Annotated in this window: 16 protein-coding genes and 1 pseudogene (1 of these 17 only partly in view); 8 read left to right on the top strand and 9 right to left on the bottom strand. The window is 56.5% G+C overall.

Going from position 1 to position 15,714, the window contains the following annotated elements:
* Nucleotides 1-12: 12 nt before the first annotated feature.
* The 3 genes from hemL to thiD are packed head-to-tail and all read right to left on the bottom strand — an operon-like array spanning nt 13 to nt 2,731.
* On the bottom strand, nt 13-1,296 hold the full coding sequence (hemL, locus tag BOW53_RS01315) for a glutamate-1-semialdehyde 2,1-aminomutase (RefSeq protein ID WP_078485720.1): 1,284 nt from the start codon (nt 1,294-1,296) through the stop codon (nt 13-15).
* Entirely contained in the window at nt 1,293-1,934 is a 642-nt protein-coding gene (gene thiE, locus BOW53_RS01310; RefSeq protein WP_245831939.1) for a thiamine phosphate synthase, read from the bottom strand. The genes hemL and thiE overlap by 4 nt, the downstream gene beginning before the upstream one ends.
* 20 nt (nt 1,935-1,954) lie before the next feature.
* A complete protein-coding gene (gene thiD, locus BOW53_RS01305; protein ID WP_078485718.1) occupies nt 1,955-2,731 on the bottom strand; it encodes a bifunctional hydroxymethylpyrimidine kinase/phosphomethylpyrimidine kinase in 777 nt (258 codons plus the stop codon).
* 187 nt (nt 2,732-2,918) lie between these two features.
* Between thiD and BOW53_RS01300 the strand changes: the two genes are divergently transcribed.
* The 3 genes from BOW53_RS01300 (at nt 2,919) to BOW53_RS01290 (ending at nt 4,361) form a co-directional block, all read left to right on the top strand.
* Complete coding sequence (locus BOW53_RS01300) at nt 2,919-3,389, top strand: DUF5063 domain-containing protein (protein ID WP_078485717.1); 471 nt, start codon at nt 2,919-2,921, stop codon at nt 3,387-3,389.
* Between the two features lie 125 nt (nt 3,390-3,514).
* Entirely contained in the window at nt 3,515-3,883 is a 369-nt protein-coding gene (locus tag BOW53_RS01295) for a HesB/IscA family protein (protein ID WP_078485716.1), read from the top strand.
* Nucleotides 3,884-3,983: 100 nt separating this feature from the next.
* Complete coding sequence (locus BOW53_RS01290) at nt 3,984-4,361, top strand: hypothetical protein (RefSeq protein WP_342748385.1); 378 nt, start codon at nt 3,984-3,986, stop codon at nt 4,359-4,361.
* Here the strand turns inward: BOW53_RS01290 and BOW53_RS01285 are convergent.
* The 3 genes from BOW53_RS01285 to BOW53_RS01275 are packed head-to-tail and all read right to left on the bottom strand — an operon-like array spanning nt 4,358 to nt 5,826.
* Nucleotides 4,358-4,681, bottom strand: a complete 324-nt coding sequence (locus tag BOW53_RS01285) for a hypothetical protein (RefSeq protein ID WP_078485714.1) — start codon at nt 4,679-4,681, stop codon at nt 4,358-4,360. The genes BOW53_RS01290 and BOW53_RS01285 overlap by 4 nt on opposite strands.
* Nucleotides 4,682-4,683: 2 nt before the next feature.
* On the bottom strand, nt 4,684-5,106 hold the full coding sequence (locus BOW53_RS01280; RefSeq protein ID WP_078485713.1) for a CopD family protein: 423 nt from the start codon (nt 5,104-5,106) through the stop codon (nt 4,684-4,686).
* Between the two features lie 18 nt (nt 5,107-5,124).
* On the bottom strand, nt 5,125-5,826 hold the full coding sequence (locus BOW53_RS01275; protein WP_078485712.1) for a DUF4126 domain-containing protein: 702 nt from the start codon (nt 5,824-5,826) through the stop codon (nt 5,125-5,127).
* 439 nt (nt 5,827-6,265) lie between these two features.
* Here BOW53_RS01275 and argC point away from each other — a divergent pair, with 439 nt between their 5' ends.
* The 4 genes from argC (at nt 6,266) to erpA (ending at nt 8,995) form a co-directional block, all read left to right on the top strand.
* Entirely contained in the window at nt 6,266-7,294 is a 1,029-nt protein-coding gene (gene argC / locus BOW53_RS01270) for an N-acetyl-gamma-glutamyl-phosphate reductase (RefSeq protein ID WP_078485711.1), read from the top strand.
* Between the two features lie 10 nt (nt 7,295-7,304).
* The gene (locus tag BOW53_RS01265; RefSeq protein WP_135606946.1) at nt 7,305-8,024 is read left to right on the top strand and encodes a DUF6776 family protein; all 720 of its coding nucleotides are present in this window, start codon (nt 7,305-7,307) and stop codon (nt 8,022-8,024) included.
* Between the two features lie 11 nt (nt 8,025-8,035).
* A complete protein-coding gene (locus BOW53_RS01260) occupies nt 8,036-8,524 on the top strand; it encodes a bactofilin family protein (protein ID WP_245831933.1) in 489 nt (162 codons plus the stop codon).
* Nucleotides 8,525-8,641: 117 nt separating this feature from the next.
* Nucleotides 8,642-8,995 (top strand): iron-sulfur cluster insertion protein ErpA, encoded by a 354-nt coding sequence (gene erpA / locus BOW53_RS01255; RefSeq protein WP_078485708.1) that lies wholly within the window; start codon nt 8,642-8,644, stop codon nt 8,993-8,995.
* A gap of 122 nt (nt 8,996-9,117) precedes the next feature.
* Here erpA and BOW53_RS01250 read toward each other — a convergent pair whose 3' ends face one another.
* Nucleotides 9,118-10,548 carry an EAL domain-containing protein gene (locus BOW53_RS01250; protein WP_078485707.1) on the bottom strand — a complete coding sequence of 477 codons (1,431 nt, stop codon included), beginning with the start codon at nt 10,546-10,548 and terminating at the stop codon, nt 9,118-9,120.
* A 391-nt stretch (nt 10,549-10,939) separates the two neighbouring features.
* Here BOW53_RS01250 and BOW53_RS13780 point away from each other — a divergent pair.
* Nucleotides 10,940-13,336 (top strand): annotated as a pseudogene (locus tag BOW53_RS13780) (ATP-dependent Clp protease ATP-binding subunit); the annotation flags it as partial.
* 3 nt (nt 13,337-13,339) lie between these two features.
* On the opposite strand, the gene BOW53_RS01240 reads toward BOW53_RS13780, so the two are convergent.
* Nucleotides 13,340-14,452 carry an anhydro-N-acetylmuramic acid kinase gene (locus BOW53_RS01240; protein WP_078485706.1) on the bottom strand — a complete coding sequence of 371 codons (1,113 nt, stop codon included), beginning with the start codon at nt 14,450-14,452 and terminating at the stop codon, nt 13,340-13,342.
* A gap of 13 nt (nt 14,453-14,465) precedes the next feature.
* Nucleotides 14,466-15,714: the 3' portion of an OapA family protein gene (locus tag BOW53_RS01235; RefSeq protein ID WP_245831931.1), read on the bottom strand. Its footprint extends 284 nt past the window's final position; 1,249 of the gene's 1,533 nt are visible here — the last part of the coding sequence; the start codon falls outside the window, past its right edge; the stop codon is at nt 14,466-14,468.

Raw genomic sequence — 15,714 nt, 5'->3', positions numbered from 1 at the left:
ACAAGTTTTGTGTCAGGCGATCTCTTTGAAGGCCTCGCCTGCGGCTTCTATGGTCGCCTCGATATCCTCGTCGCTGTGAGCGGAGGAGACGAATCCGGCCTCGAAAGCGGAAGGCGCGAGGTAGGCACCGTGCCTGAGCATGGCGTGGAAGAAGGCCTTGAACTGCTCCTGGTTGCAGGCGGTGGACTGGGCGAAGTCGCTCACCTGCTCCGCATCGGTAAAGAAGATGCCGAACATGCCGCCCACCTGGTTGCTGGTGACCGCTACGCCTGCAGCTTTTGCCTGGTCGGTCAGGCCACTGACCAGCTTGGTGGTCTTTTCGGTCAGTGTCTCGAAGAAACCGGGCTCGGAAATCAGCTCCAGGGTGGTAAGGCCAGCGGTCATGGCAACGGGGTTGCCCGACAGGGTGCCTGCCTGGTAGACGGGGCCGAGGGGCGCGATCTTTTCCATAATCTCCCGTTTGCCGCCGAAGGCGCCTACTGGCATGCCGCCGCCGATCACCTTACCCAGGGTGGTCAGGTCGGGACGCACATTGTAGAGGCCCTGTACGCAGCCCAGTGCGACACGGAAGCCGGTCATCACTTCGTCGAAAATCAGTACCGTGTTGTACTGATCACAGACTTCCCGCAGTCCTTCCAGGAAACCGGGAACCGGCGGGATGCAGTTCATGTTGCCGGCCACCGGCTCGACGATGATGCAGGCGATCTGTTCGCCGACCTCGCTAAAGGTCTGCTTGACCTGCTCCAGGTTGTTGTAGTCGAGGGTGATGGTGTGCTCGGCCAGGGAGGCGGGTACGCCGGGGGAGCTGGGCTCGCCCAGGGTCAGTGCGCCGGACCCCGCTTTTACCAGTAGGGAGTCGGAGTGGCCGTGGTAGCAGCCCTCGAACTTCACGATCTTGTCGCGGCCGGTATAGCCGCGCGCCAGGCGAATGGCGCTCATGGTGGCCTCGGTGCCTGAGCTGACCATGCGTACCATGTCCAGGGAGGGCAGCAGTTCACACGTCTTGTCCGCCATGCGGGTTTCGATTTCCGTGGGTGCGCCGAAGGAGAGGCCCTTTGAGATAACCTGGCTGACGGCATCGATGACTGCAGGGTGGGCGTGACCGAGGATCATGGGGCCCCAGGAACCGACATAGTCGATATAGCGGTTGCCTTCAGGATCGAAGATGTACGGACCGGCAGCGGATTCGATGAATACAGGATCGCCGCCCACACCCTTGAAGGCACGTACAGGAGAGTTGACCCCGCCGGGAATGTGCTGTTGGGCCTTTTCGAAAAGTGCATGGGAGCCGGTCATGTCGGTGATACCTCTTTTTGTTTGAATAGTTCAGTAAATCTTTCGCAGGCAGCCTTGACATCGGCTTGGCCGAAAACACCGTGAATTACGGCCAGCATGTCAGCGCCAGCTTTGATCAGCGCGCCGCCATTCTCCGGTGTTATTCCGCCGATGGCAACTGTTGGCAGTTCAAGTTCATCCCGGGCACGATGCAACAGGTCGATGTCGGCCTGGACTGCCTCGGGTTTGACGCTGGATGGGAAGAAGCGGCCGAAGGCGATGTAATCAGCCTCCGCCTGTTGGGCAGACAGTGCCCGCTCGAACTGGTTGTAGCATGACACGCCGATGATGGCCTCTCTGCCCAGGCGCGAGCGGGCGGCATCCAGATCCGGGTCGCCCCTGCCGAGGTGGACACCGTCAGCGCCAATTTGAGCGGCCAGTTCCACGTCATCATTGATGATCAGGGGAACGGCGTGTTCCCTGCAGAGCCGCAGCAGTGCTTGTGCCTCTTCAAGTCTTTTGGCCGGGTCGCCGCTCTTATCCCGGTACTGAATGATGTTGGCGCCACCGGCCAGGGCCTGTGCAACCTGATCAATGAGATTGCTGTTGGCCGCCAGTTGACTGTCGGTAATGGCGTAAAGTCCCTTGAGTCGAAACAGTGTGTTCAATGCTTTTCCTGTTACAAACGGCGATGGGGTATGGCCTGGCCCCTGCCGGGATGGGTAGCGTGATTCAGGGCGTCCCAGGTGAGCTGCTGGCCCTGTTCCACCGCCTCTTCGAGGGGCGTTCCCAAGGCGAGAATCGTGGCGATTGCCGAAGCGAGGGTACAGCCTGATCCATGGTAACTCCCATGGAGTCTTGGCCAACTCAATGCCAATGTTCCCAGTCCGGGTCGATAGAGCTGATTGATGACCTCTTCGCTCTCTTCATGGGTGCCAGTGATCAGGACGGCGTCGATGCCCCGGTGCAGCAGTTGTTCTGCGCAGGCTGCCAGGTCCTGCTCCCCGGTGAGTCGGCGGGCCTCTTCGGAGTTTGGCGTTATCAAGCTGACCAGGGGAAACAGGTCGTACTGCATGGCATCGATCAGCCCCTTTCGTGTCATCTCTTTACCGCCGCCTGCCGCAAGGACGGGGTCCAGAACCAAGGGCACCCGTGGGTGCCGGCGGAGGACGGCGCCGATGATGCTGGCTATTCGGGCGTCACCCAGCAGGCCGATTTTTATTGCACCAACCTGGTAGTCCTGCAGGATGCACTCCAGTTGCTCTTCAACCAGGGTCGGCTCCACCGGTGCGATCCTTTCCACGTTGACGGTGTCCTGCACCGTGAGGCAGGTGATAACCGAGGCAGGGAGGCCGCCAAGGGCGCCAATAGTTTCGATATCGGCCTGGATTCCAGCCCCACCCCCGGGGTCGTGGCCGGCAATGGAGAGGACGACTGGAAGGTCTCTGTTCTGCATAAGCGACTGTTATCTGGATCGAAAATGCAGATTCTATCCCAGATCGGGGAAAACTACTGTTTCTGGAATTAAACGACCATAGGGAAAATCCCGAAAAAAGTCATTAAATTCCCATGTTTGTCAAATATTAGTCTACAATTTGTCTTGTACGTGGTTTTTATTGGTTTCAATCCAGGGCGGGTTAAACATGAGTCCTCATTTCAATGAAATGGCGGAAATTGCCCAAAAATATTGCACGCTCATCGAGAATGCTGACGAGAAGGACCCTCAGTGGCTGAGCAAGGTGGCATCGTTGCTGCCCCGGTTGCATATGGCAATTTCCGTATTGGCTGCTTCGGCAGGTGAAAGTGGTAACGGTGTGCATCCCGATCTGGATGCCCGGTTCGAGATCTTTGCTCGTTTGCGAGAGGTGCTGGGCAACAAGGACGCCTACTGGATGGAATTCGATGTGGCGCAGGATGGACAGCACATGAGCGGCAGCCTTGCCGACGATCTGACCGACATCTATTGCGAGTTGAAGTACGGGCTGGAAATGCTGGAGCAGGAACCCTCCCAGGCCCTTGCCGGCTGGTGCAGTGGCTACAGTGCCTATTGGGGGCAGCACCTGTTGGATGCTGAGCGCCACATTTATGCGCTCAAAACACGAAACCAGTTCTGATCTCAGGAAGTTAAGGCCTGAATTCCAGGTTCGTCGCCAGATACCACTCAAAATTTATGGTTGAGCGGTTTTCCTCTTGGTGTAATATCCGACTAATTTTGTAAATAATTATGGAGTATCGTCCCATGAGCGAAATTACAGCTCTGTCAAAAGATGACATCAGCCTGACCGCCCCGGCTCAGACCAAGATGGCCGAACTGATCGGCCAGGTTGAAGAGGCGATCGAAGGGGTTCGTGTTTACGCAACGCCCGGTGGTTGCAGCGGCATCAACTTCGGCATGACCTTCACTGACCAGATCAACGACAATGACGGCGTTCTGGATTGCGACGGTTTCAAGGTCATTATCGATGACGGCACCATGCAGCACCTCAAGGGTGTGGAGATCGATTTCGTCGACCGCGGCGATGGCGGTGCGAGCTTCGTCTTCAACAACCTCCAGCCCATGGGTGGTGGTTGCGGCACCTGTGGCTCTTCCCAGGGCGGCTGCGCCTGATAAATTCCGAAAATCCCAGGGTGTGCCTACCTGCTCCCTGGTTTGAAGGATCAAAAGGCCCTGGGTTACAACCCGGGGCCTTTTCTTTTTCGGATTCAGAATGATGTCAGGAAAAGTTTTTTTTTCCATTGTCGAGTCACCTTTTCATCCCGATTTCTCTGGGCTCTATGCAAGGCAGGGTATCCGTGAAGTAAGGGTCACGTCGATCCGCAAGGCCATCAGCGAACTCAGAAAAGCGAAACCCGATTACGTGGTGGCGGAGTTTTTCTACGGTTATGGCAACAACTATGCCGGGGTGAATGTCAGTAACCTGGATGTCTTCCTGGCCTCCCTCCAGAAATATGCCCCTGAAGCCAGGATTCTGGTGATGGTGGATAAATTTGAGCGGGAGTATGTGGGCAAACTCGCTGCACTGTTTCCCGTGCACAAAGTCCTGGTGCATCCGGTTTCTGAAGCCCAGTTGGAAGAGGCGCTCTAGTGTCGGTGATCTTCCAACGGCTCTGAGTTGCGCTCCAGCCAGGCGTCCAGGGCGCCAACCGCTTCGTACATCAGGCGTTCGAAATCAGGCTCAGCGGGTTCGGTGTCCAGCCAGCTTATGTTGAAGATGTGTGTAGCATCCTCTTCATCATCATCGATGAAAGCAATGGAGATATTCTCCGGCTCAGTTGGCCGGCCGAAGGTCCAGCAGGCTACGAACCGCGGTTGTTGGTTGTGCACCAGGTAGCCCGTCTCATCGTCATCTGCGTAGGGGTCTTCGCCGATAATCCAGCGGGGGTGTTCCGTGCTGATAGCGCTCATTTTCAGAAGGGCTTGAGCACTACGAGCAGCACCACGACCACCAATATCAACAGGGGGAACTCGTTGAACCATCTGAACCAGACATGGCTGTGTGGATTGTCGCTGCCGCGAAACTGGATCATCAGTTTTCCGCACCAGATGTGGAAGATGACAAGGGGAATCACCAAGGCGACTTTTAACTGCAGCCAGCCCATGGAGAGGATGGCCTCCCACTCGTAGAAAGCGGCAAGCCACAGGCCGAAAACCAGGGTCAGGATGGCCCAGGGTGTGATGAACCAGAAGAGCTTGCGTTCCATGATCTCCAGGCGCTCCCGGGTGGCCTGGTCTTTCGACATCGCGTGATGGACGTAGAGCCGAGGCAGGTAGAAGAGCCCTGCGTACCATGAGACCAGAAAAATGATATGGAAAGCCTTCACCCAGAGCATTTTCTATTCCTGCGTTGTCTAACTACCTATTTTTGGTTTTTCGTTGGCATCATGATAGAGCGCATGGAGTATATCACTGCGCTTGCCGGTCGAAGATGGTGGTAGGTCATCTTCCCGCTTGGATCCGCTGAAGAACTCGCCAATGGCCCGTGCGATGCGTTTTAGAGCGCGCCAGATCTTGGGCAGCAGCCAGATCACCAGGGCGAAAAAGAGTATAAGTGCCGCTACGAAGGCGATGGGGTAGTTGAGGGATGCCCAGAGGCCGCCGATCACTGCAATATCCTCGAGAATCGACGCTGTCCAGTTGGTGGTCGGTTCCGGAGAGGTATTGATCAAGGCGCGGGTTCCCGTCTTGGTGGCGTGAGTAGCGGCTGCGACGCCACCGCCAATCAGCAAGGCGGCAAATTCAGCGGCTTCGCTGACACCGATACCTTCGGCCATACCGGCGGCGAGAACGGCGCCGGCCGGAATCCTGATAAAGGTGTGCAGAATATCCCAGCCGGTATCGACTCCCGGGGTCTTGTCGGCGAAAAACTCAACCATGTACATAAATCCGGCAGCACCCATGAGCAACGGATTGGAGAGCACTTCGAGACCCGGTGGCAGGTCCACGTGACCGGTCAGGCCAAGGTAGCCGAGTACCAGTACTGCAGCATAGAGATTGATGCCGGAGGCCCAGGCAACACCCAGTGTCAGGGAGATGAGTTCAATGGTTTCCATATATTCAGATTCCGTCTGTCGAGGCATGTCGCATGCCGTTTACAGGCCCTAGTCCCACTGTTTGAGTTTTTATATGGGTATAGGTTCACTCTGCATACAACTAGTATATCATGGCCCTAATAGATGATTTTTTACTAACCATGAGTAACACTTTTATTGACGCCATGGGGTAGTCTGGATATAGTCGGTTGTGATTTAGGAAAGTGACGCCTGTTATGCGTAACAGGTAAAAGGTATCAAAAACAATAGTCACTATTTCCATTGGCGGTCTTATGGCCGCTTTTTTATTGCCTGGAATCAGGCAGCTCCGGGATTTCTCTGCATTCTCCGGGCGCTTTTATCTTCAGATTTTCTCGCCCGCGTCATATCATTGCAGGCTTGGTCGATTGTCGAGCAGTCGAACTATTTTTTATCCATCAGGGCGATGTAGGTTAGTCGTATGAAAAAGATCGGAATTGTTGGTGGTACCGGATACACCGGAGTTGAATTGCTTCGCCTGTTGGCGACACATCCGGATGTCGAGGTCACTGTGATTACCTCTCGCTCCGAGGCGGGTACGCCGGTGGCCGATATGTATCCCAACCTTCGCGGGCATATCGATATCGCTTTCATCGAGCCAAACGCAGAGCTGCTGGGTGCCTGTGACCTGGTGTTTTTCGCGACACCCAATGGTACGGCCATGAAACTGGTACCGGAACTGCTGGAGGCTGGAGTCAAGGTGATTGACCTGGCCGCGGATTTCCGGATCAAGGAGATCAGTGTATGGGAACAGTGGTACGGCATGGAACACGCCTGTCCCAACCTGGTCGCTGAAGCTGTCTACGGTCTTCCGGAGATCAATTGCGATGCAATCAAGGGCGCACGACTGGTGGCCAACCCGGGTTGCTATCCTACTGCCGCTACTCTGGGCTTCCTGCCCCTTCTGGAGGCCAATGCCATTGAAACGGATGGTCTGGTTGCGGACTGCAAGTCCGGTGTCAGCGGTGCAGGGCGTGGCGCCAACGCTGCGATGCTGATGGGCGAGGTGGGTGAGAGCTTCAAGGCTTATGGTGTGCTTGGCCATCGGCATCTGCCCGAGATTCGCCAGAACCTCTCTGAAATCGCCTCGGAACCTGTGGGCCTGACCTTTGTGCCTCACCTGTTGCCGATGATCAGGGGTATCCATGCAACGCTCTACGCTGAGGCTGTAGGGGAAACTGATCTGCAGCAGCTCTTCGAGCAACGCTATGCTGACGAGCCGTTTGTGGATGTACTGCCGGCTGGCGCGCACCCCGAAACACGCAGTGTCAGGGGCGTAAACCACTGCCGGATTGCCGTGCATCAACCCCAGGACGGGGATATGATCGTTGTTCTGTCGGTTATCGATAACCTGGTGAAAGGCGCGGCAGGCCAGGCAGTTCAGAACATGAACCTGATGTTGGGATTGGATGAGGCTGCAGGTTTGAATTCGGTTGCCCTGCTTCCCTAGGGTGTCTGGCATGAGACTGTCATCACCCAGAATTGTTCAGGACAATGGCTATCGCATCTATCTCATATGGCTGCTGGCGCTGGTCCTTTCTGTCCTCGTTGTCGGTTGGGCGGGCTTTGAGTATGGTCGCGGCCAAGCAGGTGGTGACGAACTCGCATTGCTGCATGAAAGCAGCAGTAAGCAGGCATACATGGAAAAACTTGAAGCGGAGAAGACCCGTCTCAGGGAGCAGGTTGCAGCCCTTGAGCGTTCCAGTCAGATCGACAGAGAGGCGACCAAGCTGGTGCGTGAAGAGCTGAAAACGTACCAGGATGAACGGATGAAGCTGGAGCAGGAGCTGGCGTTTCTGCGCGGTATCGTCTCCAACAGCGTCGAGAAAGAAGGGTTGTTCATACAAGGCTTTGCACTGGAGCCGGCGGGTGGGGACCGGAAGTACAAGTACCGCTTTACGGTGAGCCAGGCATTGAAAAGTGCTGGAACGGCCAAAGGCTGGATTTATGTTGGATTGGACGGTACTGAAAGCGGGGAGACGAAACAGCTCTCTTTGAAAGAGATCACGGATGACAAGACTGAAAAGCTGAAAATGCGGTTTAAGCACTTCCAGGATGTTGCCGGGGAGATTACACTCCCTGACGGTTTTCAACCACGCAATGTCATCGTGGAGATTAAACCGACCACCAAAAAATTGTCGCCGGTGAAAAAGCACTTTGTATGGCTGGTGACCGGTTAAGAGGTATGCAGATGCCCAAGTTCAAAAAGTTCAAGGCCCCCAAGATCGCTACCGTAATTGGTACTGGCACCAATCTTACCGGTGATGTGACCTTTTCAGGTGGGCTTCATGTCGATGGCACCATAACGGGTAACGTGATTGGTGAGCCTGACGGACGTTCGGCACTCACCCTGAGTGACAAGGGTGTGGTCGAAGGTGATGTGCGTGTCCCCAATATCATTCTTAACGGCAAGGTAGTCGGCGATGTCTATGCCAGCGAGCGGGTCGAGTTGGCGCCGAACGCAAAAGTCACCGGTATCGTTTACTACAAGCTGCTGGAAATGGCGATGGGGGCTGAAGTCAATGGCCAGCTGGTGCATACCGAGGATGTTGAGCCCAAAAGGCTCTCCTACGAAAATACCGAGAGCGCCGAGAACGCAGAAAATGCTGAAGCGGGACCGTTGTCCCAGGCTGAGGTGTTGGAGAGGGTGATCGCCTCATCCGACAAGACTGCCGAGTGAGTTTAATTCCTCGTCGGGTTGTCGAATAGTTGACTAAACTGCTCAGAAAAGCATAATGGGCTCATTATCACGCCCATGATGGCGGTTATTTTTTCGGAATGTTTAGGGTATTGAGCGATGAGTGTTGTAGAAGCTGAAACCGACAGTCCACTGGTATTTACCTCGGCCGCAGCTGCAAAAGTAGCGGCATTGATCGAGGAGAAGGGCAACCCCGGCCTGATGCTGCGCGTCTATATTCAGGGCGGCGGCTGCTCCGGCTTCCAGTATGGCTTCACCTTTGACGAGAGCGAAAAAGAGGGTGATGAGCGCATCGAAACCGATGGCGTGACCCTGTTGATCGACCCCATGAGCCTGCCGTACCTGGTTGGTGCCGAGGTGGACTATGTCGAAGGGCTGCAGGGTGCGCAGTTCGTTATTCGCAACCCGAATGCGACTACCACCTGTGGTTGTGGGTCTTCATTCTCTGTTTGATAGGTTTTCCTGACCGATTTAAAAAGGCGCCTATACGGCGCCTTTTTTGTATGGCAGCCCTACAGATATCAAATGGATTCAGTGCTGAAATTGTTCAATGTATTTTTGGCATCTCAGGCTGACTAACCGAATAAATACCCTTGAGCGTAGTCGAATCCGATGTCGATTACACCGTTCAACAGACTCTCTGTCTCTACACCTTCAGCCACTATTTGATAGCCGGCAGCCTTCACCAGGCGTGCCATTTCCTCGGTGATCAGGCGCTGCTGTGAGTCAGCATGATTCAGCTGCTGAATCATACTGATATCGAATTTTACGATATCTACAGGCATGGAGGCGAGGTAGCGCAGGGAGGAATAGCCGCTGCCAAAATCATCAAGCGCCACCAGAAAGCCGGACTGGCGCAACTGGTCGATGTTACTGGTTGCCATCTCCATCTGGGTGATCAACGCGGTTTCGGTGATTTCGACTACGATCTTGCGCTCCGGTTCTCTCTCCCTGAGCACCATCAGTGCGGATATAACCTTGGCATGTACAATGCTAGGCGCCGAGATATTGATGGACACCCCGTTGCCTGTGCCCAGGCTGCCGTTGCGCATGTCACGACCGATGGCCTCGATAACGGCCAGGTCCAGCTCTGCATCGAGCCTTCGGGCTTGGACAATAGGGAAAATCTCGGAGGGAAGAAAGACGTCATCCCCGATCCTGATTCGTGCCAATGCCTCAACGTATTCCACTCCCTGAAGAGGCAGGCCCACGATGCCCTGGTACCGCATATCCAACAGTGAAACATCCTGGATCGCGCTGAATACCGCAGCAATGGAGTCGCTGGAAACCACAGGTGCAACCTCACCCAGTCCATCCCGGTATGACACGATCTTGCTGGCTCCGGGTTGTTTGGCAGAGTACATGGCCAGGTCAGCCCGTTTATGCAGCTCACTCAGGGCCAGTACGGGCTGGGCAGGTGTTGATACCGCCACGCCAATGCTTATGCTGGCCGGCCCGGGTAGTCCGTATTGAACAAAATCATGGGCCTGAACCTTCTCTACGCAGCGCTGGGCAATGGCGATTGCCTGCTCCACATCCGCTCCCCATTGTATGGTGGCAAATTCATCTCCTCCAAGGCGATACAAGCGATCTCCGGAACGCAGTGCCTGTTGTAATTCTGTTGCAATGTTTTCCAGCACGGCATCACCCACATCATGACCATAGGTGTCATTGATGGCCTTGAAGTGGTCGCAATCGTACAGCAAGAGGGAGAATTGTGGTGTCGTATCAATAGCCAGAGCCTGCCAGTCTTCCTCCAGTGCGCGTCGATTGAACGCGCCGGTCAACGCAATTTTTCGGGCCTGCTGGTAGAAGTCCTGGCTGCTCCGTTCCAGGTTGCTGTGAAGTTCACCCAATTGGCTCAGGTAGTCACCGAAGGAGCGACGAACATGTTCCAGCTCAGCCAGGGGCATCGCGGTGTTCCTGGACAACTGATCGGAGAGGTCGTGCGAGGCCCCCTGCAATGCATCGATTTCCTTGGAAATGGCCACCAGCGGTCGCACCATGATCCGATGCAGTAAGAAGAAGGAATGGATAGAATGGCGATGACAAACAGCAGCAGTCGAATCAATTCTGACCTGAATACCTCGTAAATAAATTCCAAGGAGGGATTGGGTCTCAGGCGGTAGCGCACCAGGTCCATTGCCTTTGTCAGATCTGTTATCTCTACCGCATCTGTCGGCTGTTGGATTCCGACGAGTTCGGCATAGCGAAACTGACGACCTATGGTCAGTTCCGCCATGAAATCGAATTTCACTCCCAGGTAGCCCAACAGCGACGGTTCCGTAGGATGCGCGTGAACCAGCAAAAACAGGTGCAGGTGCACATGCCCTTCGTCACCAGGCCCAATCTGCCCAACAATGAACTGCGGCTGGTCGATTCCCTTACGTCGAGCAGAGTACCAAAAAAGTCCTCCATATGCTGGAGTTGGCCGTTTCTGAGCTGGTCAGTCGGCAGCAGAACATGCTCACCCCGGATTTCATCCTGTTGGCGTTGTTGTCCCAGCAGGATGCCGAGCCGCGCCAGATGCTCGAGCGAATGAGCGCCGATCCCAAAACTGCCGTTGCAAACATCACCAACCAGATTTTGCTCCATTACCAGAATGCAGCCCCGGTAAAGGCGAGCCAGATCGTGGCCTCCCAGGAGGTGGGTGAGCTGTTCCAGGTGGCGATGAACGAGGCCAAGACCCTGGGGGATGATTACATATCTACCGGCACCCTGTTCCCGGCCATGTTCGACTCACGGTCCGGGCACTGCGCCAGGGTGCTTGCGGATGCCGGGTTGACCCAGGAAAAGGCGCGCAAGACTTTGAAGGAGATGCGGGGCGGCAGAACCATCAACAGCGATGATGCCGAGAGTGAGCAGGATGCACTGGAAAGGTACACAAAGGATCTCACGGATATGGCGCGCAACGGTGAGCTCGATCCGGTGATCGGCCGGGAGGAGGAGATAGGACAGGTTATCCAGACCCTCTCGCGTAGAAAAAAGAACAACCCTGTACTGATCGGCGAGGCGGGTGTTGGCAAGACGGTAATTGTAGAGGGGCTGGCCCAGCGCATGGTCAAGGCGGATGTGCCGGATACCCTGCTTAACAAGCGGCTGCTCTCCCTGGATATGTCGGAGATCGTGGCCGGCGCCAAGATGCGCGGCGAATTCGAGGAGCGGTTGAAGACGGTCCGTGATGCGGTGATACAGGCGAAGGGGAAGGTGATCCTGTTTATTGATGAGCTGCATTCGGTTGTGGGTGCCGGTGGGCTCGATGCGCCGAGCATGCTGAAGACTGCGCTTGCCCAGGGCTCGCTGCAGGTCATCGGGGCGGATACCCTTGATGAGTACCATCGCTTTGTTGAAGCGGACAAGGCGCTGGAGCGGCGCTTTCATCCGATACTTGTGCGCGAACCCAGTGTTGAGGAGACGGTGGCTATTCTCGAAAGCATAGCCCAGCGCTATGGCCATCATCACCAGGTCCGCTATGAGTAGGGTGCGATCGAAGGGGCGGCCAGCCTGTCTGAGCGTTATATCAATGACCGTAATCTGCCCGGACAAGGCGGTGGACCTGATCGATGAGGCGGGATCCCGCAAGCATATCCGCATGGTTTCCATTCCCCATGATGTGCAGGATCTGGAACAACAGCACCAGAATCTTCAGCATGAGAAGAGCGATGCCTTCAATGCCCGGGGTTTCGAAAAGGCGGCGCAGCTTCAGATGGAGATCCTCAAGGTAGAGGAGCAGTTGCAGAAAGCACGTAGCGAGTGGGAAGGGGAGCGCAGCTGATCACCGTTGAAGATATCGCGGAAGTGGTCTCCCGCTGGACCGACATTCCGGTGGCGCGCATGGTGGAGTCAGAGGCCGCCAAGCTTGCCCGCATGGAGGAGAATCTGCACAAGCGTATCGTCGGCCAGGAGGATGCGGTAAAAGCGGTGGCCGATGCCATCCGCCGTAACCGGGCTGGCATTACATCGCCCCGAAGACCCATTGGTTCGTTTCTGTTCCTGGGGCCTACGGGGGTGGGTAAAACTGAGTTGGCCAAGACACTGGCCCAGTTCCTGCTCGATGATGAGTCCCGGATCGTGAGGCTCGACATGTCCGAGTACATGGAGCGTCACGAGGTATCAAAGATGATCGGTGCACCGCCAGGTTATATCGGCTATGGCGAAGGCGGGCAGTTGACGGAGAAGGTGAGACGCAATCCTTATACCGTGGTGTTGCTGGACGAGGTTGAGAAGGCCCATCCTGATGTTTTCAACATGCTGCTGCAGATTCTCGAAGAGGGGCGCCTGACCGACGCCCAGGGACGCAATGTCTCCTTTCGCAATACCATTCTAATCGGCACTTCCAACCTGGGTACTGAGTCCCTCTCTCCGGAGAAACGCCCCATCGGCTTCGTGCAGTCGGCAACACCGGACTACAGCGAGGCCAAGGCATTGGTACTGCACGAGGTGAAGAAGTTCTTTAAGCCGGAATTCCTCAATCGGCTCGACGATACCATTGTCTTCCACTATCTCGAACGGGAGCACGTGTCGGAGATTGCCAGGATGTTCGTCGATGAACTGGCGCAACGCATGCAGCAGCGCCAAATCACCCTCGATGTCGACGATGGCGTCATCGCCAAGCTGTCGGAAGACGGTTTCGATTCGGTCTACGGGGCCAGGCCGTTACGTCGCGAAGTGGAGCGGCAGGTGGAAAACCCCTTGGCCATGAAGATAGTCAGGGATGAGTGTCCGGACGGCAGCCGGATCCGAATGGAAGTTGAGGCCGGTGAGATTGTGTTCAAAATCGAAAAAGGTGCCTGATCTTCAGGCGGGGTAGATACCGCCAAGAATCACGGGGTGACTGGCGCCGGTTGCACTGGGCAGATTTCCCGGATGCCGGTGCAGGGTCTGGCGTGCCAGCCAGGCAAAGGCCAGTGATTCAACATGTGCGGGGTCAATTCCGTGGATTGCCGATGACTCTACCGGAATCGGTGCCATCTGTTCAGCGAGCTGACGCATCAATTCTCCATTGTTCACGCCCCCGCCGCAGGTGATGACGCGCTGGCAGTTCGGGGCCTGGGCGCTGATCGCCTGTTCAATGCTGACAGCAGTCAGTGCGGTCAGGGTAGCCTGGACATCCCGGGGGGCAAGGTCGGGGTAGTCTGCCAGGTGCTGCTTAATCCAGTCGGGGCTGAAATATTCGGGCCCTGTGCTTTTTGGGGGCTCGAGTTGGAAATGGGCATCTGTCAGCAGCCTGTTTAGCAATTCCCCGTTCATGGATCCGCCGGCGGCCCATTGCCCGTCCTCGTCGTGGTTTGTCCCCAGGTTCTTGCGCACCCAGTAGTCGAGCAGGGTGTTGGCCGGGCCGGTATCGAACCCGCTTGTGCTGTTGGCCTCGTCGGCTGGCAGGTGGGTGATGTTGGCAATGCCGCCAAGGTTGAGTATCACGCGCTCCTCGTCCATCTTGCCGAACACCGCTGCATGGAAGGCGGGAACCAGGGGTGCGCCTTCACCGCCGGCAGCCATGTCACGGCGCCGGAAATCGGCGACAACCGTGATGCCGGTCCGCTCGGTGATCAGGCTGGGGTTGGCTATCTGCATTGTGAAAGGTGTTGCAGCGGTGGGCCTGTGGCGGATGGTCTGGCCGTGGGAGCCGATGGCGCTGATATCGGCAGCCTGTTTTCCGGTCTTTTCCAACAGTTGGATTGCAGCCTTGGCGAACTGCTCCGCTGCCAGGCTGTCCAGGCTGCCCAGCTGATCAATATCTACCTGGCCGGTTGTGGCCAGGTTGCGGAGTCCCTTCTGGAGATCGGCAGGCCAGGGTGTGTTCTGGTGGTCCAGGAATTCGGCGCCGTGGTCATCGATACGTGCAAGCACAGCATCGATGCCGTCCATGCTGGTACCGGACATCAGGCCGATGTAGAGCTCGTCCGACATGGTGAGTGAAAAGCTACTGGGCCTCTGCCGTGGCTACCATGGTCTGGGAGGCCAGGTCGAGGCGGGCCAGCAGGGGAGCGCTCTTCTGTTTGAAGTCTGTCCTGTATTTCTTCGCGATAGGCTCGGCAGCCGGTAGTTTCACGGTCAATGGATTGCGGTGTGCACCGTTGACCCGGAACTCGTAGTGCAGGTGGGGGCCGGTGGCGAGGCCGCTCTTGCCAACGTAGCCGATGACCTGTCCCTGGCGGACCCGGCTGCCGTTCTTCACCTTGCCCCGGTACTTGGAAAGGTGGCCATAGAGGGTGGTGTATTTCTGGCCGTGCTGAATGATCACCGTGCGGCCATATCCACCCTTGGTTCCGCGGAATATCACCTTTCCATCACCCGCTGCCTTGATGGGCGTGCCGGTGGCGGCGGCATAGTCCACGCCACGGTGAGGCCGTTTCTTGCCCAGCACCGGGTGATAGCGCTCACGGGTAAAGCGCGAGGAGATGCGGCGGAAATCCACGGGGGCCCGCAGGAACGCCTTGCGCATGCTCTTGCCGTCAGGGGAGAAGTAGCTGCCCTGGCCGTTGTCGTCCTCGTAGCGCACGGCGCGTACCACTCTGCCGTGGTTGATGAACTCCGCGGCAAGAATGTTGCCGTTACTGTACTTGTCGCCGTCCAGGTACTTCTCTTCATAGATCAGGCCGAAGCGGTCGCCTGAGCGGATCTCCAGGGCGAAATCGATGTCCCAACCGAAAATGTTGGCCAGCTCCATGATCAGCGAATCATCGAGTCCGGCGCGTTGGGCGCTCTGGTAGAGGGAGTCTGAGATGGTGCCGGATACCGTGGCGGTGCGCTTCTCCAGTTCACGCTCGATGGTCCGGGTCTTGAAGCTCTCCTCGTGGGGCAGAATCTGCAGGCTCAGAACCGGGCTGCGACGGTGTATCAACTTCAGCAGGTTGTCTTCATCGTCCAGTCGAACCCTGAGGGTTTCGCCGGGGTGGATATTGGCCAGCTGTTTAGCCTCTTTGTCGCTGTGCACGATGCGGTGCAGCAGGTTTGCCGACAAGCCAAGACGGGAGAAGATGCGGGCCAGTGAGTCACCGGATTTGACCTTTTCTTCCACCCAGCGGCCTGGTTCTGCTTCAATCAATTCAGGTGCTGGAGCGGTCCCTGCTTCTTCCGCCTGAAGGGGGGCGTCAGCCTGAAGCGTTTCTGCGGAAGGTGATGGCTCCTGGGGCAGGGCCAGGGCAATGGTTTGCTCTGCCGGTTCAGCG

This window comes from Solemya velesiana gill symbiont (assembly GCF_002020805.1).
Taxonomy (GTDB): domain Bacteria; phylum Pseudomonadota; class Gammaproteobacteria; order Chromatiales; family Chromatiaceae; genus Sedimenticola_A.
The sequence above is the reverse complement of the archived record's forward strand: the minus strand, read 5'-3'. Positions and strand labels throughout refer to the sequence as shown.